24 protein-coding genes and 1 tRNA gene are annotated in these 22,931 nt (G+C 66.2%); 11 read left to right on the forward strand and 14 right to left on the reverse strand.

Annotated elements, in window-relative coordinates; all coding sequences use genetic code 11:
- Positions 1-52: 52 nt before the first annotated feature.
- From parE to R1L06_RS12155, 3 genes are all read left to right on the forward strand, one after another.
- Positions 53-1,942, forward strand: coding sequence for a DNA topoisomerase IV subunit B (gene parE / locus R1L06_RS12145; protein ID WP_019338185.1), 1,890 nt, complete (start codon positions 53-55; stop codon positions 1,940-1,942).
- Positions 1,943-2,089: 147 nt separating this feature from the next.
- On the forward strand, positions 2,090-2,668 hold the full coding sequence (locus R1L06_RS12150; protein ID WP_107432345.1) for a GNAT family N-acetyltransferase: 579 nt from the start codon (positions 2,090-2,092) through the stop codon (positions 2,666-2,668).
- Between the two features lie 109 nt (positions 2,669-2,777).
- Positions 2,778-4,274, forward strand: a complete 1,497-nt coding sequence (locus tag R1L06_RS12155; protein WP_317217821.1) for a S10 family peptidase — start codon at positions 2,778-2,780, stop codon at positions 4,272-4,274.
- Between the two features lie 372 nt (positions 4,275-4,646).
- On the opposite strand, the gene R1L06_RS12160 is transcribed toward R1L06_RS12155, so the two are convergent.
- Both R1L06_RS12160 and R1L06_RS12165 read right to left on the reverse strand, forming a co-directional pair.
- On the reverse strand, positions 4,647-5,768 hold the full coding sequence (locus tag R1L06_RS12160; RefSeq protein WP_032128946.1) for an inorganic phosphate transporter: 1,122 nt from the start codon (positions 5,766-5,768) through the stop codon (positions 4,647-4,649).
- Between the two features lie 13 nt (positions 5,769-5,781).
- Positions 5,782-6,408, reverse strand: a complete 627-nt coding sequence (locus tag R1L06_RS12165; RefSeq protein ID WP_004152833.1) for a DUF47 domain-containing protein — start codon at positions 6,406-6,408, stop codon at positions 5,782-5,784.
- Positions 6,409-6,700: 292 nt separating this feature from the next.
- Here R1L06_RS12165 and R1L06_RS12170 point away from each other — a divergent pair, with 292 nt between their 5' ends.
- Together R1L06_RS12170 and R1L06_RS12175 are read left to right on the forward strand one after the other, a co-directional pair.
- Positions 6,701-8,005 carry a hemolysin family protein gene (locus tag R1L06_RS12170; protein ID WP_049462710.1) on the forward strand — a complete coding sequence of 435 codons (1,305 nt, stop codon included), beginning with the start codon at positions 6,701-6,703 and terminating at the stop codon, positions 8,003-8,005.
- Complete coding sequence (locus R1L06_RS12175) at positions 7,989-8,648, forward strand: exopolysaccharide biosynthesis protein (RefSeq protein ID WP_317217822.1); 660 nt, start codon at positions 7,989-7,991, stop codon at positions 8,646-8,648. The genes R1L06_RS12170 and R1L06_RS12175 overlap by 17 nt, the downstream gene beginning before the upstream one ends.
- A 92-nt stretch (positions 8,649-8,740) precedes the next feature.
- On the opposite strand, the gene R1L06_RS12180 is transcribed toward R1L06_RS12175, so the two are convergent.
- The 4 genes from R1L06_RS12180 to R1L06_RS12195 form a co-directional block, all read right to left on the reverse strand.
- Complete coding sequence (locus tag R1L06_RS12180; RefSeq protein ID WP_049400371.1) at positions 8,741-9,238, reverse strand: pyridoxamine 5'-phosphate oxidase family protein; 498 nt, start codon at positions 9,236-9,238, stop codon at positions 8,741-8,743.
- A 68-nt stretch (positions 9,239-9,306) separates the two neighbouring features.
- Positions 9,307-10,302 (reverse strand): LLM class flavin-dependent oxidoreductase, encoded by a 996-nt coding sequence (locus tag R1L06_RS12185; protein ID WP_317217823.1) that lies wholly within the window; start codon positions 10,300-10,302, stop codon positions 9,307-9,309.
- 222 nt (positions 10,303-10,524) lie between these two features.
- Positions 10,525-11,292 carry a sulfurtransferase gene (locus R1L06_RS12190; RefSeq protein ID WP_049421507.1) on the reverse strand — a complete coding sequence of 256 codons (768 nt, stop codon included), beginning with the start codon at positions 11,290-11,292 and terminating at the stop codon, positions 10,525-10,527.
- Between the two features lie 284 nt (positions 11,293-11,576).
- The gene (locus R1L06_RS12195; protein ID WP_032128940.1) at positions 11,577-11,942 is read right to left on the reverse strand and encodes a DUF6164 family protein; all 366 of its coding nucleotides are present in this window, start codon (positions 11,940-11,942) and stop codon (positions 11,577-11,579) included.
- A 70-nt stretch (positions 11,943-12,012) separates the two neighbouring features.
- Here R1L06_RS12195 and R1L06_RS12200 point away from each other — a divergent pair, with 70 nt between their 5' ends.
- Positions 12,013-12,447 carry an FKBP-type peptidyl-prolyl cis-trans isomerase gene (locus tag R1L06_RS12200; RefSeq protein WP_049421508.1) on the forward strand — a complete coding sequence of 145 codons (435 nt, stop codon included), beginning with the start codon at positions 12,013-12,015 and terminating at the stop codon, positions 12,445-12,447.
- A complete protein-coding gene (locus R1L06_RS12205) occupies positions 12,434-13,681 on the forward strand; it encodes a TIGR03862 family flavoprotein (protein WP_317217824.1) in 1,248 nt (415 codons plus the stop codon). The genes R1L06_RS12200 and R1L06_RS12205 overlap by 14 nt, the downstream gene beginning before the upstream one ends.
- A 108-nt stretch (positions 13,682-13,789) precedes the next feature.
- Here the strand turns inward: R1L06_RS12205 and R1L06_RS12210 are convergent, their stop codons facing one another.
- The 4 genes from R1L06_RS12210 to R1L06_RS12225 form a co-directional block, all read right to left on the reverse strand.
- Positions 13,790-14,251, reverse strand: coding sequence for a GNAT family N-acetyltransferase (locus R1L06_RS12210; RefSeq protein ID WP_317217825.1), 462 nt, complete (start codon positions 14,249-14,251; stop codon positions 13,790-13,792).
- A 159-nt stretch (positions 14,252-14,410) separates the two neighbouring features.
- Positions 14,411-16,033, reverse strand: coding sequence for an FMN-binding glutamate synthase family protein (locus R1L06_RS12215; RefSeq protein ID WP_317217826.1), 1,623 nt, complete (start codon positions 16,031-16,033; stop codon positions 14,411-14,413).
- A gap of 55 nt (positions 16,034-16,088) precedes the next feature.
- A complete protein-coding gene (locus R1L06_RS12220) occupies positions 16,089-17,375 on the reverse strand; it encodes a nucleotide sugar dehydrogenase (RefSeq protein WP_317217827.1) in 1,287 nt (428 codons plus the stop codon).
- A gap of 142 nt (positions 17,376-17,517) precedes the next feature.
- Positions 17,518-17,952, reverse strand: coding sequence for a BLUF domain-containing protein (locus tag R1L06_RS12225; RefSeq protein WP_032128935.1), 435 nt, complete (start codon positions 17,950-17,952; stop codon positions 17,518-17,520).
- Between the two features lie 131 nt (positions 17,953-18,083).
- Between R1L06_RS12225 and R1L06_RS12230 the strand changes: the two genes are divergently transcribed.
- Positions 18,084-18,170: transfer RNA gene (locus R1L06_RS12230), tRNA-Leu, on the forward strand.
- A gap of 23 nt (positions 18,171-18,193) precedes the next feature.
- Here the strand turns inward: R1L06_RS12230 and hemN are convergent.
- Positions 18,194-19,603 carry an oxygen-independent coproporphyrinogen III oxidase gene (hemN, locus tag R1L06_RS12235; protein ID WP_317217828.1) on the reverse strand — a complete coding sequence of 470 codons (1,410 nt, stop codon included), beginning with the start codon at positions 19,601-19,603 and terminating at the stop codon, positions 18,194-18,196.
- Between the two features lie 44 nt (positions 19,604-19,647).
- A complete protein-coding gene (locus R1L06_RS12240) occupies positions 19,648-20,088 on the reverse strand; it encodes a group III truncated hemoglobin (RefSeq protein WP_049399954.1) in 441 nt (146 codons plus the stop codon).
- 179 nt (positions 20,089-20,267) lie between these two features.
- On the opposite strand from R1L06_RS12240, the gene R1L06_RS12245 reads away from it, so the two are divergent.
- Both R1L06_RS12245 and R1L06_RS12250 read left to right on the forward strand, forming a co-directional pair.
- Entirely contained in the window at positions 20,268-20,555 is a 288-nt protein-coding gene (locus R1L06_RS12245; protein WP_010486039.1) for a hypothetical protein, read from the forward strand.
- Positions 20,552-21,601 carry a 4Fe-4S dicluster domain-containing protein gene (locus R1L06_RS12250; RefSeq protein ID WP_121503772.1) on the forward strand — a complete coding sequence of 350 codons (1,050 nt, stop codon included), beginning with the start codon at positions 20,552-20,554 and terminating at the stop codon, positions 21,599-21,601. Before R1L06_RS12245 ends, R1L06_RS12250 begins: the two co-directional genes overlap by 4 nt.
- A gap of 1 nt (position 21,602) precedes the next feature.
- On the opposite strand, the gene R1L06_RS12255 is transcribed toward R1L06_RS12250, so the two are convergent.
- Together R1L06_RS12255 and R1L06_RS12260 are read right to left on the reverse strand one after the other, a co-directional pair.
- On the reverse strand, positions 21,603-21,839 hold the full coding sequence (locus tag R1L06_RS12255) for a hypothetical protein (RefSeq protein WP_032128931.1): 237 nt from the start codon (positions 21,837-21,839) through the stop codon (positions 21,603-21,605).
- A gap of 353 nt (positions 21,840-22,192) precedes the next feature.
- Positions 22,193-22,402 (reverse strand): helix-turn-helix domain-containing protein, encoded by a 210-nt coding sequence (locus R1L06_RS12260; RefSeq protein WP_182267563.1) that lies wholly within the window; start codon positions 22,400-22,402, stop codon positions 22,193-22,195.
- A gap of 111 nt (positions 22,403-22,513) precedes the next feature.
- Between R1L06_RS12260 and R1L06_RS12265 the strand changes: the two genes are divergently transcribed.
- Positions 22,514-22,915, forward strand: a complete 402-nt coding sequence (locus tag R1L06_RS12265; protein ID WP_010486043.1) for a transcriptional regulator — start codon at positions 22,514-22,516, stop codon at positions 22,913-22,915.
- Positions 22,916-22,931: the final 16 nt, after the last annotated feature.

Below are 22,931 nucleotides of genomic sequence, written 5' to 3' on the forward strand. Positions count from 1 at the left end.
AATCCCGTGCCAGACCCCACACTTGCCCGTCGCTCCAAGCTTTCGAAGACAGATGAACGCCCGTTATAACGCCGCCGATATTGAAGTCCTGTCCGGCCTTGACCCGGTCAAGCGCCGTCCCGGCATGTATACCGACACCGCGCGCCCGAACCACCTGGCGCAGGAAGTGATCGACAACTCGGTGGACGAGGCCCTTGCCGGCCACGCCCGCTCGATCGAGATCACCCTGTACAAGGACGGCAGCGTGGAGGTCAGCGATGACGGCCGCGGCATGCCGGTGGACATCCACCCGGAAGAGAAGATCCCGGGCGTCGAGCTGATCCTCACCCGCCTGCATGCCGGCGGCAAGTTCAGCAACAACAACTACACCTTCTCCGGCGGCCTGCACGGCGTCGGCGTCAGCGTGGTCAATGCGCTGTCGACCCTGGTGGAAGTGCACATCAAGCGCGAAGGCGCCGAACACCGCATCACCTTCCGCAACGGCGACCGCGCCACCCCGCTGGAAGTGGTCGGCAGCGTCGGCAAGAAGAACACCGGTACCCGCGTGCGCTTCTGGCCGGACCCGAAGTACTTCGACACGCCCAAGTTCGCGGTGCGCGCGCTCAAGCACCTGCTGCGCGCCAAGGCCGTGCTGTGCCCCGGCCTGACCGTGAAGCTGACCGACGAAGCCACCGGCGAAGTTGATACCTGGTACTACGAAGACGGCCTGCGCGATTACCTGAAGCTGGAGCTGGGCGATCGCGAGATGCTGCCGGCCGAACTGTTCGTCGGCAACCTGAAGAAAGACACCGAGATCGTGGACTGGGCCGTGGCCTGGCTGCCGGAAGGCGAGCTGGTGCAGGAAAGCTACGTCAACCTGATCCCCACTGCCCAGCACGGCACCCACGTCAACGGCCTGCGCACCGGCCTGACCGAGGCGCTGCGCGAGTTCTGCGACTTCCGCAACCTGCTGCCGCGTGGCGTCAAGCTGGCCCCGGAAGACGTGTGGGACCGCGTGTCGTTCGTGCTGTCGCTGAAGATGACCGACCCGCAGTTCAGCGGCCAGACCAAGGAACGCCTGTCCTCGCGCCAGGCCGCCGGCTTCATCGAAGGCGCCGCCCACGATGCGTTCAGCCTGCTGCTGAACCAGAACGTGGAGCTGGGCGAGAAGATCGCGCAGATCGCCATCGAGCGCGCCAGCGCGCGCCTGAAGACCGAAAAGCTGGTCGTCCGCAAGAAAGTCACCCAGGGCCCGGCCCTGCCCGGCAAGCTGGCCGACTGCATCAGCCAGGACCTGTCGCGCACCGAGCTGTTCCTGGTGGAGGGTGACTCGGCAGGCGGCAGCGCCAAGCAGGCGCGTGACAAGGACTTCCAGGCGATCCTGCCGCTGCGCGGCAAGATCCTCAACACCTGGGAAGTGTCCTCCAACAGCGTGCTGGCGTCGGAAGAAGTGCACAACCTGGCCGTGGCCATCGGCTGCGACCCCGGCAAGGACGACATTGCTGGCCTGCGCTACGGCAAGGTCATCATCCTGGCCGACGCGGACTCGGACGGCCTGCACATCGCCACCCTGCTCACCGCGCTGTTCCTCAAGCACTTCCCGGCGCTGGTCGATGCCGGCCACGTGTTCGTGGCGATGCCACCGCTGTTCCGCATCGATGTGGGCAAGCAGGTGTTCTATGCCCTGGACGAAGAAGAGAAGCGCTCGATGCTGGACAAGATCGAACGCGAGAAGATCAAGGGCGCGATCAACGTCACCCGCTTCAAGGGCCTGGGCGAGATGAATCCGCCACAGCTGCGTGAATCGACCATCCACCCCGACACCCGCCGCCTGGTGCAGCTGACCGTGGACGACGGCGAGCAGACCCGTTCGCTGATGGACATGCTGCTGGCCAAGAAGCGCGCCTCCGACCGCAAGGGCTGGCTGGAGAGCAAGGGCGACCTGGCTTCGCTGGAAGTCTGACCCGACGCGGGGCCGGATCCGTTTCCTGCAGGGAAACGGCTCTGGCCCCATCGCCCGGTAATGCCGGTTCATGTGCCCTTGGCATCACGCCCCCATCGGCAAACCCGGCGGCGCCATAATGCGCGTCCATCTGTGTGGACCATCGTATTGGCCAGCCACTCGCTGCTGTTCCCGGGCCTGCCGCTGCACAGCGCGCGCCTGGTCCTGAGCCCGATCCGCCGCGACGATGCGGCCGCCCTGTTCGCGATCCAGTCCGATCCGGACGTGATGCGGTTCTGGAACCACCCGGCGTGGACACGACCGGCCGAAGCGCGCGCGCAGATCGACGATGACCTGGCGGCACAGGCCACCGGCACCCAGCTCAAGCTGGCCGTGCGCGAAACGCTGGACGGCCCGTTGCTGGGCATCTGCGTGGTGTTCGCCCTGGATCGCGATGCCGCTCGTGCCGAGATCGGCTACCTTCTGGCCCCCGACAGGCAAGGCCAGGGCTACATGCACGAAGCGCTGCAGCACCTGCTGGACTACCTGTTCCAGACCCTGCGCCTGCATCGCGTGGAAGCCGAAGTCGACCCGCGCAACCGGCCCTCGGCACACGTGCTTGAACGGCTGGGCTTCCACCTGGAGGGCGTGCTGCGGCAGCGCTGGCGCATCCAGGGCGAACTGTCCGATTCGGCGGTATACGGCCTGCTGGCCGACGACGAACTACGCACCACCCTGCCCGCTTGACCCAATCTGGCCACTGGCGGCCTCGACGCGCAGCCATGCCTTTGGACACATACGACATGCCCTCCACCGGCCTAGCATCGGAACCCCCTTCCGCTGCCGATCCGGTGCCATGAAGTCCCTGCTGCACACTGCCGCGCTCTGCGTCGGCCTGCTCATCGCCCCAGCCAGCGTGCTGGCCGCGCCCGACGCCGAGGCCAAGCCCGATCCGAAAGACGACAAGATCGAAGCGCCCGCGCTGCCCGCCGATGCGTCAGCCCGCCAGAGCATGCGCCTGGCCGACCGCACCCTGGACTACACCGCCACCGTCGGCACCCTGCCGGTGCGCGATGCCAAGGGCAAGGTGATCGCCGATGTGGTGTTCACCGCCTATACGATGCCGGGCAAGGACCGGCCGGTGACCTTCGCGCTCAACGGCGGCCCGGGTGCATCGTCGGTCTATCTCAACATGGGCGCGATCGGGCCCAAGGTGGTCACCTTTGGTTCGGAGGGTGACAGCGCATCGGCGCCGGCCACCCTGCACGACAACCCCGGCACCTGGCTGGACTTCACCGACCTGGTGTTCATCGACCCTGTCGGCACTGGCTTCAGCCGTGCACGCATCGACGATGACGAAGCGAAGAAGCAGCTGTACAACCCCAGCGCCGACATCGAATACCTGTCGCGCTCGATCTACGACTGGCTGCTGCGCAACCAGCGCATGGGTGCACGCAAGTACCTGACCGGCGAGAGCTACGGCGGCTACCGCGGCCCGCGCATCACCCACTTCCTGCAGACCCGCCTGGGCGTGGCGATGAACGGCCTGGTGCTGGTGTCGCCGTACCTGAGCCCGACCCTGGAAGACAACGCCGATGTCTCGCCGATGGCGTGGATGCAGACGCTGCCGTCGATCGCTGCAGCGCACTTGGAGCGCCAGGGCAAACTGACCGATGCGGCGATGCGCGACGTGGTGGAATACACCCGCGGCGACTACGCCACTGCGCTGATGAAGGGCCGCAGCGATCCGCAGGCGACCGAGGCGATGCTGCGCCGGGTGACCGAGCTGACCGGGCTGGATGCGCAGTTCGTGCGCCGCGCCGGTGGCCGACTGGAGACGCAGGCCTATCTGCGTGAGGTGTTCCGCGACAAGGGCACGCTGGGCAGCCGCTACGACTCCAACGTGACCGCGTTCGATCCGTTCCCGAATGATCCGGAACAGCGCGCCAACGATCCGCTGCTGGACAGCATCATTGCGCCGACCACCACTGCGATGGTCGACTTCGTGACGCGCGTGGTCGGCTGGAAGGTGGATGCACGCTACCAGGCGCTGAACTACGACGTGAACCGGCTGTGGGACCGCAACGGCGAGCTGCGCCAGGGCGCGGTGACCCAGCTGCGGCAGGCGGTGGCGATCGATCCGCATCTGCAGGTGCTGATCGTGCATGGCTGGAATGATCTGTCGTGCCCGTTCATGGGGTCGATCCTGACGGTGGACCAGATGCCGGCGATGGGCAGCAATCCGGACCGGGTGCAGGTGCGCAGTTATCCGGGCGGGCACATGTTCTACAGCCGGGCGGACAGCCAGGCGGCGTTCCGCAGGGATGTGCAGGCGTTGTTCCAGCGTAACTGAGGGTGGTGGTGGCCGGGCCTGCGGCCCGGCACCCGCTGGGGATCAACTGCCACTGCAACAGCAAGAGCTGGCATTCCGTGGGTTGGCGGGGTGGGATGGGCAGGCGGGGGACGGCAAAAACTGCTCCTGCGTGCCTCGTAGAGCGCCATCCATGGCGCTCTGCGCCCCCGCCTGCCCATCCCACCCCGCCTTCGACAGTTTCCGTGCGCTGTTGGTGGGTGCCGACCGTTGGTCGGCACGAGGGCGGATCCCTGTTTCTGCTCTGGTAGGTGTCGACCTTGGTCGACACGATGTGTCCGGAAGAATTCTCTGCCCATGAAAAAAACCCGCCGGTATCCGGCGGGCTTTTTCGTGTGCACCTTGGCGCGGCGATCAGGTCCAGCCGAACAGTTCGAACAGCTTCAGGATCAGGTACGCGCAGCCGCCGGCAGCCGGGATGGTCAGAATCCAGGCCCAGACGATGCGTTCGATCACGCCGAACTTCAGCGAGCGCGGGTTCTTGGCGAAGCCGACGCCCATGATCGCGGTGGAGATGCTGTGCGTGGTCGAGACCGGCATGCCGAAGTGGGCGGCCAGGGTCAGAATGGTGGCCGAGCTGGTCTCCGCGGCGAAGCCGTGGATCGGGTGCAGCTTGACCATCTTGTGACCCAGGGTCTTGATGATCTTCCAGCCGCCCGAGGCGGTACCGGCCGCCATCACCACCGCACAGGTCAGCACGATCCACATCGCGATGCCGTCACCGGCGCTGGCGTCCGGGTGCATGAAGGCCAGCCACGACGGCAGGTCATCCAGCGCACCGGTGGCCTCGGCACCGATCAGGGTCATGGCGATGATGCCCATGGTCTTCTGCGCGTCGTTGTGGCCGTGGGCGAAGCCCATGTAGGCCGCCGAGGCGATCTGCGCCTTGCCGAAGAAGGCGTTGACGATGCGCGGGCGGGCCAGACGACCGATGGCACCACCGATCTTGGCCAGCCCGGCGATCAGGCCCCACAGCAGCACCATCACCACGATGCCGAGCAGGAAGCCGGCGATCGGCGAGGTGATCATCGGCACGAACACCTTCCACAGCAGGCCCTTGTTCTGCGCCCAGCTGCCCAGGCGCTCGGACCAGATCAGCGCGTCCCAGTTGTTGTGGGCAGCGGCCAGGCCGGCGCCGCAGAGGCCACCGATCAGGGCGTGCGAGGACGAGGACGGCAGGCCCTTCCACCAGGTGATCAGGTTCCAGATGATGCCGCCCAGCAGGGCGCACAGGATCACCTGCGGGGTGACATCGACCACGTTGGTGTTGAGCAGGCCCGAAGCGATGGTCAGCGCCACCGCGGTACCGGTCAGTGCACCGATGAGGTTCATGAAGGCGGCCAGCATCACCGCCCAGCCGGGCGAGAGCACCTTGGTCGCCACCACGGTGGCAATGGAGTTGGCGGTGTCGTGGAAGCCGTTGATGAACTCGAAGACGAGCGCGGCCAGGATCACCACCAGGACAAGGGTCAACATGCGGCGGCGTCCGTCAGCTGTTCTTCAACACGATCTGGTACGCCACCACGCCGGCCTCGCGGCAGCGGTCGATGGCCTTTTCCAGGATCTCGAAGAATTCCTTCAGCAGGAACATCTGCAGGTTGTCCAGGCGGCCCGAGTAGATGTCGCGGTACAGCTCGAGCATCAGGCGGTCGGCCTCGTTCTCCAGCGAACGCAGCTTCTCGTTGAGAGCGGTCATCCGGTCCAGGTTCATGTGGCGCAGGTCGGCCACCATCTCCACCACCACGCCGGCAGCCTGTTCCAGCATCGCCGCGCGCGGCGCGAAGTCGATGTGCTCCAGGTGGGTCGTGGCCAGCGAATAGCGATCGGCGAACTTCTCGATCTGCTTCGGAATCTTGTACAGCGCCGAGCCCAGCGCTTCGATGTCTTCGCGCTCGATCGGGGTCATGAAGCTGTCCACCAGTGCCTGGCTGATCTTGTCCGAGGCCGCGCGCTCGCGCAGGCGGGCCAGCTTGAAGGCGTCCAGCGCGGGCTGGCGGTCGGCCTCGCGCAGCATGGAATGCAGCGCCTTGGCGGCGTCGGAAGCCGCGACGGCAGCCTCATCGAGCAGGGTGTAGAACTGTTTGCCGGAACCGAAAATGGTCTGCAGAGAGAACATTGAGAAACCTGTCAGCCGTCGCGGGAAGGACGGCACCAGACGGAATTATGACGGCTAGATGACCATCTCGGGTATCCCTGCCCCCTTCCGGGGCTCTGGAAGCCCCAACCTGAACAGGCGGTTGCCACCCTGCCACGCCCCTTTGCTAAGATGCCAGCGCGCCTTCGGGCGCACCTTATGGACGACGACCCTTACCCCCCTGCGCCGCGCCGGACCCTGTTCCTGAGCGCCAGCCGCCATCGCAAGCACCCGCCCTCCCTGCCACCAACCGGGGACGACGCCCGTGTTTGAAATGATCCTGATTGTCTTCGCGCTTGTTCTGCTGAACGGCTTCTTCGCCATGTCCGAGATGTCGGTCATGACCTCGCGCAAGAGCCGCCTGAAGCAGATGGCCGCCACCTCCAAGCGTGCCGCCAAGGCGCTGGAGCTGTCGGAGAAGCCGGAGAGCTTCCTGTCCACTGTGCAGATCGGCATCACCGTGATCGGCGTGCTGACCGGCTACCTCGGTGGTGAAGCACTGGGTGAAGCCTTCGCCGGCTGGATCCAGGGCCTGATGCCGGGCTTTGCCTACGCCGGCAACGTCGGTACCACGCTGGCGGTCAGCCTGATCACCTTCATCACGCTGATCTTCGGCGAACTGGTGCCCAAGCGCCTGGCACTGACCCGCTCGGAGGCCATTGCCGGCCTGGTGGCGATGCCGATGAGCTGGCTGGCCAAGCTGGCCCTGCCCTTCGTCTGGCTGCTGTCCAAGACCACCCAGCTGGTACTGCGCCTGTTCGGCCTGGGCAAGGATGAAGTCGCCTCGGTGACTGAAGAAGAGATCCGCATGCTGGTGGCCGAGAGCCACGAGGCCGGTGTGATCGACGCCCACGAGCGCGACATGATGAACCGCGTCATGCGCCTGGGCGACCGCACCGCCGACAGCCTGATGACCCCGCGCAACCGCATCGCCTGGCTGGATACCCAGGCTGGGCTGGAGCGCAACCTGGAAATCATGGCCGAGCACGAGTTCTCGCGCTACCCGGTGCTGCGCGACAACGACATGGACGTGGTCGGCGTGCTGGAACTGAAATCGTTGGCCACACGCATGGCGCGCGGTGACAACGCGCTGTTCCAGACCCTGCGCGAGCCGCTGTACGTGTCTGAATCCACCCACGCGATGAAGCTGCTGGAGATCTTCCGCGAGGAACAGCAGTCGATGGCGCTGGTGGTGGACGAGTACGGCGAAATCCAGGGTCTGGTGACCATCAGCGACCTGATGGGCGCGGTGGTCGGCCGCCTGCAGGCGGTGGAGAACGCCGACGAAGATGCGCTGGTGGTGACCCGCGAAGACGGTTCGCTGCTGGTGGACGGCTCGCTGCCGATCGAGGACCTGCGCGAGCTGATCGGCAGCAACGATCTGCCCGATGCCGAGGATGGCGATTACTACACGCTGGCCGGCATGTGCATCCACTACTTCGGCCGCATCCCGCACGCGGGCGAGTACTTTGACTGGGCCGGCTGGCGCTTCGAGGTGGTCGACCTGGATGGTGCGCGGGTGGACAAGCTGCTGCTGCGCACGCTGTCCGACGAGCAGGCCGATGAGCTCACCGCCTGAGGCCGGCCAGGGTCCGGGCGTTGAGCGCCCGGCCTACCGTAACGAGGGCATCCGCACCCTGCTGGAGATGTTCGCCTCTGGCGACCCGGCCGAGCACATGCCGCTCGGCCAGATCCTGTGCAACCTGCAGCAGAGCGCGTTCGGCGTGTTCCTGTTCGTGGCGATCCTGCCGTCGTTCATCCCGATCCCGGGCATGGGCGGCGCGGTCAGCGGCCCGCTGGTGATCCTGATCGGCCTGCAGATGCTGTTCTGCCTGCGCCGGCCGTGGCTGCCCGGCTTCATCGCCCGCCGCGGGCCCAAGCGCGGCACCATGCACCGTTTCCTGGACCGCATCGACCGCCCGCTGCGGCGATTGGACAAGATGCTGAAACCGCGCCTGCCGCAGCTGCTGACACCGCTGCCGGCGCATTCCTTCAGCGGCCTGCTGCTGGTGTTGCTGGGCCTGCTGCTGTCGTTACCGATTCCCTTCACCAACTTCCTGTTCGGCTTCCAGCTGCTGCTGTTCTCGCTGGCGCTGCTTGAACGCGATGGCGCGCTGATGCTGTTCAACTGGATCGCGGCGCTGGCGGCGATCGCCTTCTTCGGTTTCAGTTCGGGGCAGCTGGTGGGCTATACGGTGGAGCTGTTCCAGCGCTGGTTCTGAGCCGGAATCCGGTAGAGCCGGGCGCTGGCCGGCTGCCACGTTTCCAGGTTTGCCGGCCAGCGCCCGGCACTACCAATACTGGACATCGGCCATCACCGAAGGTCGATGAATCCGTTGTCGGCCAACGCCGCCGGTTCGTCCTGCACTGCCGACAACACGAAACTCAGCGCTGTGCCCAGCAGCGTGCCCGGTCCATCCCAGTACTCGGCCGAGTCGGCGCGCACCTGGATCAGGCGCAGGTTCGGGTCGTCCTTGCCGCCCGGGAAGAACAGCTTCATCGCTGGCGACCACAGTTCCTCGATCTTCGCGCGATCATCAACCACGCGCGCGCGCCCGGCCACCGACACATAGGTGTTCTTCGATGGCGAGGCATAGGCCACGTTGACGCGCGGGTCGAGCGCAATCTCGGCCACCTTCGGGCTGTCGGCAGTGATGACGAACCACAGATCACCGTCGAAGGTGACCTGCTGGGTGGCCAGCGGCCGGCTGTAGAGGCGGCCGTCGACGCCGGTGGTGGTAAACATCGCCACCTCCACGTCCTTGATCAGTTCTGCCAGTTGGGCAATGTGTTCGGCGCGGGTGTCGGCCATGTGGGGGCTCCTTCGATATGAGCCCCCATCAGACGCGGTTCGGCCGCAATGGGCCGTGACGCAATTGTTCAGCCCGCGTGGCGGGCGTGCCAGGCCTGCATCGCCAGTTCGAACGAGCGCAGGCGCGCACGGTGGTCATACAGGTTGGCGGTGAGCATCAGTTCGTCCGGCTTGTGGCGCTCGACAAACGCGGCGATGCCTTCCGCCACCTGCTGCGGATCCCCCAGCACGGTGCAGGCCAGTGCCCGCTCCACGCCCAGCTTTTCATGCGGCTCCCAGAAGGACTCGATGTCGTCGATGGGTGCCGGAATCTTGCCTGGCCGACCTCGACGCAGGTTCACGAAACTCTGCTGCTGGCTGGTGAACAGGCGCCGAGATTCGGCCTCGCTGTCGCTGGCGACAACGTTCAACGCCAACATCGCATGTGGCTGCTTCAGCGTGGCCGATGGGCGGAACTCGCGGCGGTACACCGCCAGCGCTTCGTCCATCACGTCCGGTGCGAAGTGCGAGGCGAACGCGTATGGCAGGCCCATCGACGCGGCCATGCGCGCACCGAACAGGCTGGAACCGAGGATCCAGGTCGGCACCCGCAGGCCACCACCCGGAACCGCCTGCACCGCCTGCCCGGGCTGTACCGGTTCGAAGTAATGCAGCAGCTCGCGCACGTCCTGCGGGAACTGGTCGGCGCTGTCGAAGTAGCGGCGCAATGCACGCGCGGTTGGCTGGTCGGTGCCCGGGGCACGGCCCAGGCCGAGGTCGATACGATCCGGATACAGCGAGGCCAGCGTGCCGAACTGCTCAGCCACCTGCAGCGGCGCGTGGTTGGGCAGCATGATGCCGCCGGCACCGACGCGGATGCGCTTTGTGCCACCTGCCACGTGACCGATCAGCACGGCGGTGGCCGCGCTGGCGATGCCAGGCATGTTGTGGTGTTCGGCCAGCCAGTAGCGGCGGTAGCCCAGCGCATCGGCGTACTGGGCCAGTTCCAGCATGTTGGCGAAGGCAGCGGTGGTGTCACTACCCTCGCAGACCGGGGCCAGGTCAAGGATCGACAACGGGATCATCAGCAGTTTTCCGTCACAGGATCCCCCATGCATGGGGTCGGCCGGGCGCGGCGGCCAGTGACGGTGGCGGGATGCTGATTCCCGTGGGACGGGTTCAGGGCCCGCCGGACCGATCCGGGGTGCCCTGATCCGCGCCAAGCGCGATTGGTAGTGCCGGCCGCTGGCCGGCATACAGGTAGATCGCTTCGCAGCCGACCAGCCGCCGGCTCTACCAAGGAAGCGTCAGAACGCGCTGGGGCGCGGCTCCGGCAGCGGCTGGTCGACCATCGGCTTCAGCTCGGCATCCAGCGCCACGCGCTCGTCGAACACGAAGCAGCGGCCTTCGTAACCTTCGCCGCCCACCTCCTCGAAGTAGCCGAGGATACCGCCATCGAGCTGCAGCACGTTGTCCATGCCGTCGTTGACCATCCACAGCGCGGCCTTCTCGCAGCGGATGCCGCCGGTGCAGAAACTGACCACGGTGCTGTCCTTCAGCGCTTCGCGGTGCGGCGCCAATGCCTCGGGCAGGTCGGTGAACTTGTGGATGGGCAGCACCAGCGCATCCTTGAAGGTGCCGTACTCCACTTCCTGCAGATTGCGCGTATCGAGCATGACCACCGGCTTGCCGGCGTCATCATGCCCCTGCCGCAACCAGCGCTGCACGGTAGCCGGATCGACCGCCGGTGCACGCGGATACTCCAGCGGCTGGCCGTCATCACGGCGGAAGCTGATGATCTCGTCCTTCACCTTGGCCTTCAGCCGCGCGAACGGCTGATGCTCGCTCAGGCTGGTCTTGACCCGCATATCGGCAAAGCGCGCATCGGCATGCAGCGCCGCATAGAAACTTTCGACCGCCTCCGGCGCACCCGCCAGGAACAGGTTCAGCCCCTCGCCCGCCACCAGGATCGTGCCGCGCAGCTGCGCCGCCTCGGCACGCGCCAGCAACTGGTCGCACAGGGCCTGGGGGGCGTCGATGACGGCGAAATGGTAGGCAGCGGTATTGGCGATCATCCCGCCATTTTAGCGCCAGACCGCCCCAGGATCAGATTCAGGGGTCAGAGCACTCTGCGCAGCAGAGGAATCCGACCCTGCAGATACCCGGAATCTGTCAGAGGCGGGGCGGTGTGGGCAGGCGGGACCGTTGGCGCCAAGGATGGCGCCATCGAGCCCCCATGGACGGGTTTACGGCGTGTCCCGCCTGCCCACACCGCCCTGCCCACCACGGATTGCCTGCTGTTGCTGTTGCTGTTGCGCTGGCATCGGCGGGTGCCGGGTGCAACCCGGCCAGAAGCCCCCTACCCCCGCAACAGCACGAACGGCAGCAGCACCAGCGCCGCCGCACCGGCCATCGCCAGCAGCACCAGCACCACATATACCGGCCGGCGCCGGAACAGGCTGCCGAAGGTCTCCGCCGTCCCCTCCCGCAACGCCTGCTCGCGCTCGGCACGGATGCGCGGCCCGCGTTCGGCCTGGTACTCGGCCATCAGCGCCTTCGCACGCGGATGATCGGCGTCCTCGCGCAGCCACAGGCCGCCGTTGGAAATGCCCCAGGGGCTGGGTTCGGTGCGATACCAGGCGATGCCGTGCTGGTCGAGCAGCGTGCAGACATCGGCGTATTCGTCGTCGCCGACATTGCGCAGATTGAGCAGGAGTTTTGCCATGCCCCCATGATACCCGGCGCCGATGCGCTACCCTTGCCGCCCTCGCCCTGCGCCCTTCCGGAGTCGCCCGATGCGCCGCCTGCTGCTTCCCCTGCTGCTGTCCCTCGCCGCCGTTGGCTGCTCGACCGAACCGTCCGGCCCGCCGCCGGGTGGCACCCTGACCACCTTCGAGCGCATCGATACCGTCCCGGGTACCGGCGCCGAAGCCGTTGCCGGCAACAAGGTCACCGTGCACTACACCGGCTGGATCTACGACAACCGCACCGAAACCAAGCACGGCAAGACCTTCGACAGCTCGGTCAGCCGTGGCGAACCGTTCACCTTTGCGCTCGGCGCCGGCCAGGTCATCCGCGGCTGGGATGAGGGCGTGGCCGGCATGAAGGTCGGCGGCAAGCGCACGCTGATGATCCCGCCGGACTACGGCTACGGCGACCGCCGGGTTGGCCCGATCCCGGCCGGCTCGTCGCTGGTGTTCGATGTTGAGCTGCTCGATGTCAAACCGTAATACCGCAACGCCTCCACGGGTCGCCGTCATCGGCGGCGGCCCGGCCGGCCTGTTTGCCGCCGAGCGCCTGCGCGCCGCTGGGATGGACGTGGACCTGTACGAGGCCAAGGGTTCGCCCGGCCGCAAGTTCCTGATCGCCGGCAAGGGTGGGCTCAACCTCACCCATTCCGATCCGCGGCCGCTGTTCGACAGCCGCTACCGCGAGCAGGCCTCTGCCGTGGGACGCTGGCTGGACGGCTTCGACGCGCAGGCGCTGCGCGACTGGGCTGCCGGCTTTGGCGTGGAGACCTATGTGGGCAGCTCCGGCCGCGTGTTCCCGGTCGACCGCAAGGCAGCCCCACTGCTGCGCGGCTGGGTGCGCCGCCTGAAAGAACAGGGTGTGCGCCTGCACGCCAACCACCGCTGGATGGGATGGAGCGACGACGGCGCCCTGCGATTTGAAACCGAAGACGGCGCCGTTGAAGTGCATGCCGATGCTACCGTGCTGGCCATGGGCGGCGGCAGCTGGCCGCAGCTGGGCAGCGACGGCGCCTGGGTCTCGCCACTGCAGGCACGTGGCGTGGACATCGCACCGCTGCAGTCGGCCAACTGCGGTTTCGACGTGGACTGGACGCCGTTCTTCGCCGAGCGCAATGCCGGCGCACCGTTGAAGCCGGTGATCGCGCACTGGGTCGACCTGGCCGGACAGCCGCAGTCGCTGCAGGGCGAATGCGTGGCCAGCGAGTACGGCATCGAAGGCAGCCTGATCTACGCGTTGGCCGCAGACCTGCGCGAGACCATCAACCGCGATGGCCACGCGATGCTGTGGCTGGACCTGGTGCCGGGCCGCGATGAAGCACGCCTGCTGGCCGACCTGTCACGCCCGCGCAAGGGTCGCAGCTTCGGCGAGCACCTGCGCCGCCAGGCCGGCCTGGATGCAGTGAAAGCCGCACTGGTGTTCGAGATGCTGGGCAAGGAAGCGGGCAACGACCTGCCTGCCGTGGCAGCTACGCTCAAGCGCCTGCCCCTGCGCCTGCTGCGCCCCCGGCCGATGGCCGAGGTGATCAGCACCGCCGGTGGCGTGCGCCTGGATGCGCTGGATGATGGCCTGATGCTGCGGGCAGTGCCCGGCGTGTTCTGTGCCGGCGAGATGCTGGACTGGGAGGCGCCGACAGGTGGCTACCTGCTGACCGCGTGCTACGCCAGTGGCCTGCGTGCTGCGGAAGGCGTGATCGGGTGGCTGGCGGCGCGTTGACACCTGCGTTGTAGAGTCGAGCCATGCTCGACTGCTTTTGATTCAGGCGATAGAGCAGTCGAGCATGGCTCGACTCTACAAAAAACATCGAGCAAACTCGACGCTACATCACCACGGCCGGCGCATGCTCACCGAGGCCAGCGCCACGCCGCTGGGATGCGGGTAAGTCTCTTCGCGCACGCTGACAAAGCCCTGCCGTTGATAGAACGGCACGGCGTTGAGCGAGGCCGACAGCACTACCTCACGATCACGATCGGCCATCGCCAGCAGGCGCTGCATCAGCGCCTGGCCGATGCCCTTGCCGCCGCGATCCGGATCGACGAACAACGCATCAACCTCGTTGGCATCGGTATCAAACACGCCGAACCCGAGCAGGACACCCCGCGCGTCCTCGGCTACCACGCACCCGCCCTCCCCCAGCAACCGCGCATACTGCGACGGTGGCGGCGAGGCAGACCAGGGCGCGATGACCTCCGGCGGGTAGTGGCTGCTGCAGGTTTCGCGCACGCAGCGCGTACGCAGCGCCCACAACGTGGCCACGTCGTCCATGGTGCCGGTCCTGAACTGCATGACATCTCCTTGTAGAGCCAAGCCCATGCTCGGCTGTTCTTCGTTCCAACATCGCGATGTCTGATTGAAAGGCAGTCGAGCAAGACTCGACTCTACAGAATCGTTAATCTCGACGCCTGATCGAAAGGCAATCGAGCATGGCTCGACGCTACAGAATCGTTATCGCGACTTGCTGGCGCGCAGCGCCTGGATCTTCGGCGGCGGCTGGAACGAGTCGCTGCGTGCATCGGCCCAGAACGCATGGAACACCGCATGGTCGGGCACCTTGTGCAGCAGTTCGCCTGGTTCCAGGTAGCGGTACAGCGAGGCCAGCGAACGAATTTCCACCGGTGAGACGCGGCGCAGGATGTGCTCCGGCCCCAGCTCGGCCGGATCGTTCAGGCCCGCCGCACACAGCAGCTCCTTCAGGGCGTGCAGCGTGTGCTCGTGGTAGCTGTACACACGGGTGGCCTTGTCCGGTGCATCCAGATGCTTCCAGCGTGCAGGGTCCTGGGTCGCGATGCCGGTCGGGCACTTGTCGGTATGGCAGCTCAGTGATTGGATGCAGCCCAGCGCGAACATGAAGCCTCGGCCGGCATTGCACCAGTCAGCCCCCAGCGCGATGGTCCGCGCGATGTCGAACGCGCTGGTGATCTTGCCGGCCGCACCGATGCGGATGCGATCGCGCAGATCCAGGCCGACCAGGGTGTTGTGCACCAACAGCAGCGCTTCGTGCATCGGCACGCCGACATGGTCGACGAACTCCGCCGGTGCCGCACCCGTGCCACCCTCGGCGCCGTCGACCACGATGAAGTCCGGCAGCAGCCCGGTTTCCTGCATCGCCTTGGCAATGCCGAACCACTCCCACGGGTGGCCGATGGCCAGCTTGAAACCGACCGGCTTGCCACCGGACAGCTCGCGCAGGCGTGCAACGAACTGCAGCAGCTCGACCGGCGTCGAGAACGCCGAGTGACGCGAGGGTGACACGCAGTCCACACCCATCGGCACGCCACGCGTCAACGAGATCTCGGCGGTCACCTTTGGCGCCGGCAGCACGCCACCGTGGCCGGGCTTGGCGCCCTGCGACAGCTTGATCTCGATCATCTTGACCTGATCATGGGTGGCATTGGCAACGAAGCGTTCCTCGCTGAAACCGCCCTTCTCGTCACGGCAACCGAAGTAGCCCGAGCCGATCTCCCACACCAGGTCGCCGCCCATCTCGCGGTGGTAGGGCGAGATCGAACCTTCGCCGGTGTCGTGATAGAAGCCACCGCGGCGTGCGCCTTCGTTCAGCGCGCGGATGGCATTGGCCGACAGCGAACCGAAGCTCATCGCCGAGATGTTGAACACGCTGGCCGAATAAGGCTTGGCACAGTTCGGGCCGATCAACACACGGAAGTCATGCTTGGCGATGGCGGTCGGTGCCAGCGAATGGTTGATCCACTCGTAATCCACCGCATAGGTGCTGCGCAGGGTGCCGAACGGCACCGTGTCCATCTCGTTCTTGGCGCGCTGGTAGATCAGTGCACGCTGCTGGCGCGAGAACGGCACGTCTTCCAGGTCGCTCTGCACGAAGTACTGGCGGATCTCCGGGCCGATCGATTCCAGCCCGTAGCGGAAGTGCGCCATCACCGGATAGTTGCGGCGCAGCGTGCTGCGCTTCTGCAGCAGGTCCCAGGTCCCCAGCGCCACCATCGCGGCAGTCAGGCCGACGCCCCAATACCAGGCCGGCCAGATCGTGGCCAGCCACAGGCATATCGGGAACATCAGGATGGCGAGCAGGTAGACGATATACCGGTGCATGGCTTTCCTCGGTTGCAACTGCCCCCGAGTCTACCGCGCCGCCCGCTGCCAAGGCTTACAAGCGATCGTCAACCACGTTGCGCGGCCAGGCCGATTTCACGTCGTAGACCAGGCCTCCCGGCACCAGCAGCGCCCGGATTGCGGATTCATCCATCGCCTTGAAACGGGCGTGGGCCACTGCCAGCACCACCGCGTCATAGCACCCCGCCCCGGGATCGGCCAGCCAATCCAGGCCCTCGCCGGTCAGCGCCGCCGGGCCGACCCAGGGGTCGCTGACCTCCACCTGCGCACCGGCATCACGCAGGCGTTGCGCCAGTTCCAGCGCGCGGCTGTTGCGCAGGTCCGGGCAATCCTCCTTGAAGGTCACGCCCAGTACCAGGATGCGTGCGTCCGCCGGCGCACGGCCACGCTCGGCCAGCATCGCCAGCACCCGCGCCGCCACGTGCTCGCCGACGCGGTTGTTGACCTGTCGTGCGGTGTGGATCAGGTCCGGGTGATAGCCCACGCTCTCGGACTTGTGCAGCAGATAGTACGGGTCCACGCCGATGCAGTGGCCGCCGACCAGCCCCGGCCGGAACGGCAGGAAATTCCACTTGCTGCCGGCGGCGTCCAGTACGTCCTGGGTATCGATGCCCAGCCTGTCGAAGATCAGGGCCAGCTCGTTGACCAGCGCAATATTGACGTCGCGCTGGATGTTCTCGACCACCTTGGCCGCTTCGGCCACCCGCATCGACGGTGCCGGGAAGGTACCGGCGGCGATGATGCGCTGGTACAGACCATCAATCACCGCAGCAACTTCCGGTGTCGAGCCGGAAGTGATCTTGCGGATGTCGGCCAGGCGCCGCTGGCGGTCGCCGGGGCTGACCCGTTCCGGGCTGTAGCCGCAATAGAAGTCTTCGTTGAAGCGCAGGCCCGAACCCTGCTCCAGCAGCGGCACGCACACTTCCTCGGTGGTACCGGGGTAGACCGTGGACTCGTAGATCACCAGGTCGCCGGCGCGAAGATGACTGGCAATCAGCCGTGTCGCCGAACGCAGGGGCTCCAGGTCGGGCTGCTCGTAAGCATCGATCGGGGTCGGCACGGTGACGATGTAGACGTTGCAGGCATCGAGCAGTGCGGGATCGCTGCCGTACTGCAGCAGCTGCGCACTGGCAAGCTCGTCGGATTCCATTTCCAGCGTGTGGTCCTGGCCGTTGCGCAGCTCGGCGATGCGACCGGCATCGATATCGAAACCCAACGTCGGCCACTGCCGGCCAAACGCCACCGCCAACGGCAGGCCGACGTAGCCCAGGCCGATCACCGCAAACCGGGGTGCGCTGGCCGCCGCTACCGGCGCACTCATCGGCACATCCCGCGCAACGGATGCGATCGCACATACGCTGCCATGGCCTCGGCCAACACACTCATCTGCTGCACCACTCCGGAAAACCTGCGCCAGAAAGGCTACAGCCTACCGGCCCCGGCGCCCTGCCGCCAAGGCGGGCTCAGGACCCCAACGCCACCGCGGCCGGTTCCAGTTCGCCGTCTGCGCCGGTCCAGGCCTGCAGCAGGCGCTCGAATCCACCGCTGCCAAGCAGGAAGCCGGGCCACGCGGCGTCGACGATCTGTGCCAGCAGCTCCGGTTCGATCCGCCGCGTGCCCATCGACCAGCGCGGAAATGCGCGCTGCACCACGGGGGCACGGCACAACACTTTCAGCTGCCCGTGGCTGCGCGCATTGAGGATGCGCTGGAACACCGAATCGATGCCGTCCTCCGGGCCCTCGAGATACTGCAGGAAGCGCGCTCCGTCGAACATCAGCACACCGGTGACACCGGCCACACGATTGAATGCCGTGGCGTCGGCCAGCAGGCGGTCAAGATCGGTTGTCTGCAGATCGGCGCGGGCCTCACTGGCATAGGCAATCGCGTGCAGCGACATCAGGTGGCTCCCCCCCTGGGAACGATGGCAGGGACTATGACATGAATGCGATCGACAGTTAAGCACGCCGCGGCCATGATGCAATCCGGTTGCGGAACCGCAGGTGGGCTACAATCGGCGCCGCGCTGCAGGCCCGGATGGCGAAACTGGTAGACGCATCGGACTTAAAATCCGCCGGGGGCAACCCCATGCCGGTTCGATTCCGGCTCCGGGCACCACACGCACGCAGCACGTCCCGCTTTCAGATCGCCCGCGAATAACGTGGTTGCTCGTGCGCGGCACGCAGATACGGGTCAAAGCACATCGCCAGCAACCGCAGCAGCGGTCGCCCGGGTTCACTGGCACGCACCACGCCATCGCGGTATTCGGCCAGGCCGTCTTCCTGCAGCCGCTGTACCGAACGCAGGTCCTCGGCGAAGTACTGCTCGAAATCCACGCCGTGACGCTGCCCCAGCAGCACGCCATCCACCTCGCCCTGGCACATCAGCTGCTGGATCAGTTCCGCGCGCAACTGGTCGTCGGCACTCAACGCCACGCCGCGCCAGACCGGCAGCTGGCCCTGGTCCACCGCGTCCTCCCACGACGGCAGGTCGCGCGGATTCTGGCTGTAGGTGGCACCGATGTGGCTGATCGCACTCACGCCCAGGCCGAGCAGATCGGTATCGGCGTGGGTGGTATAGCCCATGAAGTTGCGATGCAGCTGGCCGGCGCGTTGTGCGCGCGACAGATCCTCTTCCGGCAACGCAAAGTGATCCATGCCGATGTACTGGTAGCCCGCCGCGGAGAGCTTCTCCACCGCCAGGCCCAGCAGCGCCAGCTTGTCTTCCGGTGACGGCAAGCGGCTTTCGTCGACCTGCTTCTGCGCGCGGAACAGATGCGGCAGATGCGCGTAGCCGTAGACCGCCAGGCGGTCCGGGCGCAGCGCCAGCACCAGCTCGAGGGTGCGACCGAAGCCTTCCAGGCTCTGTCCCGGCAACCCATAGATCAGATCGACGTTGACCGAACGCATGCCGCTGTCGCGGCAGGCGCGCAGGATGTCCAGCGTCTGCTGCACGCCCTGCACGCGGTTGATCGATTCCTGCACCTGCGGATCGAAATCCTGCACGCCCAGGCTGGCCCGGTTGAACCCCAGCCGCGCCAGCATGGCGACGTCGCGGGTGTCGATGAAGCGCGGATCGAGTTCGATCGAGAAATCGCGCTGCGGCGAATCACTGAAATCGAAGCGCCGGCGCAACCCTTCCACCAGCGTGGTCATCGCTTCGGCATCGAGGAAGTTCGGCGTACCACCACCCAGGTGCAGCTGGATCACCTCACGGCCGTCATCGAACTGCGGCGCCAGCAGGTCGGCCTCGGCCAGCACGCGTGAGACGTAGCTGTGGCCACGACCGCGATCACGGGTGATCACCCGGTTGCAGCCGCAGTAGAAGCAGGGGCTGGAACAGAACGGCACATGCACGTACAGCGACAGCGCACGGGCCAGCTGGTTGCTGTCGGCGATCGCCTGGCGCAGCGCCGGCGCGTCGAAGCCATCATGGAAATGCGGCGCGGTCGGGTACGAGGTGTAGCGCGGGCCCGGCCGGTCGTGCCGGCGCAGAAGATCGGGGTCGAAGGTCCAGGCCAGGCCACCGGCGGCGGGAGAGAACGTGTCCATGCCGCCAGCATCGCGCCGGGCGGCCCGCGCCGCCTTGACCCAGATCAATCCTTGCCGGGGATCCCCAGCACCGGCAGGCCGACCTGCGGCCAACGCAGCATCTGGTAGCGCTTCCAGAAGGTGTCACCGATGCGCGCGGCCACGTCGTTGGCCAGCTCCTGCATCGGCGGGTTGTTGCATTCGGCGGTGGTGATCCGGAACAGCACCAGCCAGCGGTCGAACAGGTCCTTGTCCAGCTCGATGGCCATGTGCTTGGACATCGGCGAGCCCTTGAACCGGCGGGTGCCGCGCAGCATCGCCGACCAGAAGTCGACCAGCTGCGCCAGGTGCTCGGGCCAATCGTGGACGTGCGCGCCGAACACCGGCCCCAGCCGTTCTTCCTCGCGCACGCGCGCATAGAAGTCGTGAACCAGGCGGGTCACTTCCTGCTCGGTGCACAACTCGGGCGAGGCGACGGGGAGGACAGGCGGCGGTGTTGCGTTCATCGGGGTACCCAAAGCGTGCCGGCAGTGTGCCGCAGCCGGCCATCACCACCGTTGATCCAGATCAATGTCGGCGCAGTCCGCTGCGCCTAGGCTGGCACGCTTGCAGGAAGCATGCCCTGCGGATGCGGCGCCGACCCTAGCGAAGTATACGCGCCGCCCACTTTTCGATCCGGGACAGCATGAACAGACCTTCTCCCAACCGCCGCCAGCGGCTGATCCAGCAGTGGGGCGCCATCCTCTGGCCCAGCTTCATCGCCGCCGGCGTGGCCAGCGTGGTGTTCTTCGCCTTCGTCGATCCATTGCGCCTGCAGGCCATCAGTTTCCCGGGCACCGCAATCAGCCGCGAACTGGGTTACACGGCGGGATTCTTCATGTTCTGGTCGGTGACGGCACTGTCCAGCGCGGTCACCTGGTACCTGCAGCGGCCCATGCCGAGCGATGACGACGACGAGCTGCCGCTGGGATGAGCACGTCATGTACCCGGACTCCCCGTCCCTGGCACTGGCGCGGCACGCTCAGCGCCGCCCTGCTGGCGCTGTTCTACGCACTGCCGTGGCTGCGCTGGGAGGGCCGCCAGGCGCTGCTGCTGGACATCAACGCGCGGCGATTCGACCTGTTCGGCTGGACCCTGTGGCCCGGCGACGTCGGCGTACTGATCGGCCTGCTGGCGGTACTGGCCGTCGGCCTGGCGCTGCTTACCCACCTCGCCGGACGCATCTGGTGCGGCCATGCCTGCCCGCAGACGCTGTGGCGGCGCGCCTTCGACTGGATCGCCCGCAGCGCGGCCCGCATGCTGCCGGCACCTGCTGTACGCCCGGTCACCCAGCTGGCCTGGGGACTGCTGTCAGTGTGGACCGGCATTACCTTCGTCGGCCTGTTCAGCCCGATCACCGGCTTGCTGGCCGCCGCGCCAAACGCTGGCTGGAGCGGCTGGGAAACGTTCTGGGTACTGTTCTATGCCGCTGCCACCTGGGGAAACGCCGGTTTCCTGCGCGAGCAGGTCTGCCGTTCGCTGTGCCCGTTCGCACGCATGCAGCCACTGCTGACCGATCCGCATACGCCGCGCATGCTGTACGACGCCCGTCGCGGTGAGCCGCGCGGGCCACGTCCATCCGGGCTTGGCGGGGTGCTGGGCCGTGGCCGCGGCCTGCTCGACCCGACCACTGCGCAGGACTACGTATTCCGCGCCGCGCATCCGCTGCTGGCTGGACCGATGCCGACCTTCAGCGCCGACCGTCTGGGTGATTGCACCGATTGCGCGGCCTGCGTCATTGCCTGCCCGATGCAACTGGACATCCGCCAGGGACCGCAAGCCGATTGCCTGGCCTGCGGTGCCTGCCTGGAGGCCTGCGCACAACAGCAGCACCGGGCCGGTTTCGGGCCGGCGCTGGTGCGCTACTGCAGTCCCCAGGCAATGGCCGGACAACCGAAGCGCCTGTGGCGACCCCGGACGTTGGCGCTGCTGTCCTTGTTGCTGGCGCTGCTTGCCTGCGGCGCCTGGCGCCTGCTCTGAATCAACGCGACCCGCTGGCGTGCGGCGGCACAAGCTGCGCACGCCGGACGATGCCCAGCTGTTCGATGATCAGCGCCATTTCGTTGGTGACTTCGGTACGCTCGGTCCCCTGCGGGACCAGACGGTCCAGCACCTGCTGGTAGGTATCCCAGAACGCCGGACCGCATCCGTGTTTGTGGTAACTGGCTTCCAGTTCGCGGCGTACCCGTTCAGCCAAGCCATGCATGCCGTATTCCATACGACCTCCGTTGGACTTGTTCTGCATTGTTGACGGTCTACCGACTCACTTGCGTGCTACTGAAAGACTCCCAGGCTTCACGCTTGGTTGACTCCAATTAGTCATAGATTTCACGACAGGTCAATTACATGCGGCGACTTTAGCGATTGAAATTATTAATCGTTCACGAAACTACATACGGGACCCCGGGGCCCCCGGATGGGGTGAAGCCGACAGGCCGCGGGAACCATGGACCGATGACTCCAGTAGATGGCGCCGATTGTGATCCTCAGATCGATCGATCTTGCCTATTTCGCTAAGCATACTTAGCAAATTGCGCTTAGCGTGCTAAATGCGACAAAAGGCGGCGCAAGTCAGATGGATTCGCCCGCCGACGCTTCTGTCGTGGGGAACAGGTTCGGATAGCGCTGATGCAGGATGTACTGCCGCAGGGCCGGAATCGGGAAATCTTTCGGCCATTGCGAAACTGCGGAACGGCTGATGCCAAAGAAGCGGGCCAGTTCGGCATCGGTCTGGAATCCCAGCCGGGTGCGCACCTGCCGCTTGTTCCAGAATTCGGTCACGGTCGGTCCTTCTGTTAACCAGACTGATTCTTGCGACAAGGCTTCTTCGCAATCCACGCGTTAAGCTGGCTTGCATAGATGAATACTCTCGGCCAACGACTCGCGGCAGCCATGAAGAAGGCCGGGCACCCACGCCCGGCCGATCTGGCACGCGCCGCCAAATCAACGACAGCAACCATCAGCAACTGGCTCAACGACCACGTGAGCGCCTCGCACGTGAAAGCCGAACAGCTGTTCCGCATCGCCGATGCGGCCAAGCTGGACGCACGCGAGCTGCTGTACGGGGTCAGCGGGCTCGGCGTCGGTGAGCCTGGCAGTGCCTACATCCCCAGCCAGGCCCATCTGGATGTCTGGCAGGACGCCTACGAGCTGGTCAGTCACCTGGTGGCCGAGAACGGGCTGGAGATCGACCATCGCCGCCATGCAGCGTTGGATCTGCTCGCGTTCGAACTGCTGATGGATGGCTTCAGCCGCAGCAAGGTCGCCCGCGTGCTGACGACCTCGATGACGTGAATGCACCGCCGCTGGT

The sequence above is a fragment of the Stenotrophomonas mexicanensis genome, assembly GCF_032911605.1.
Lineage (GTDB): Bacteria > Pseudomonadota > Gammaproteobacteria > Xanthomonadales > Xanthomonadaceae > Stenotrophomonas > Stenotrophomonas maltophilia_A.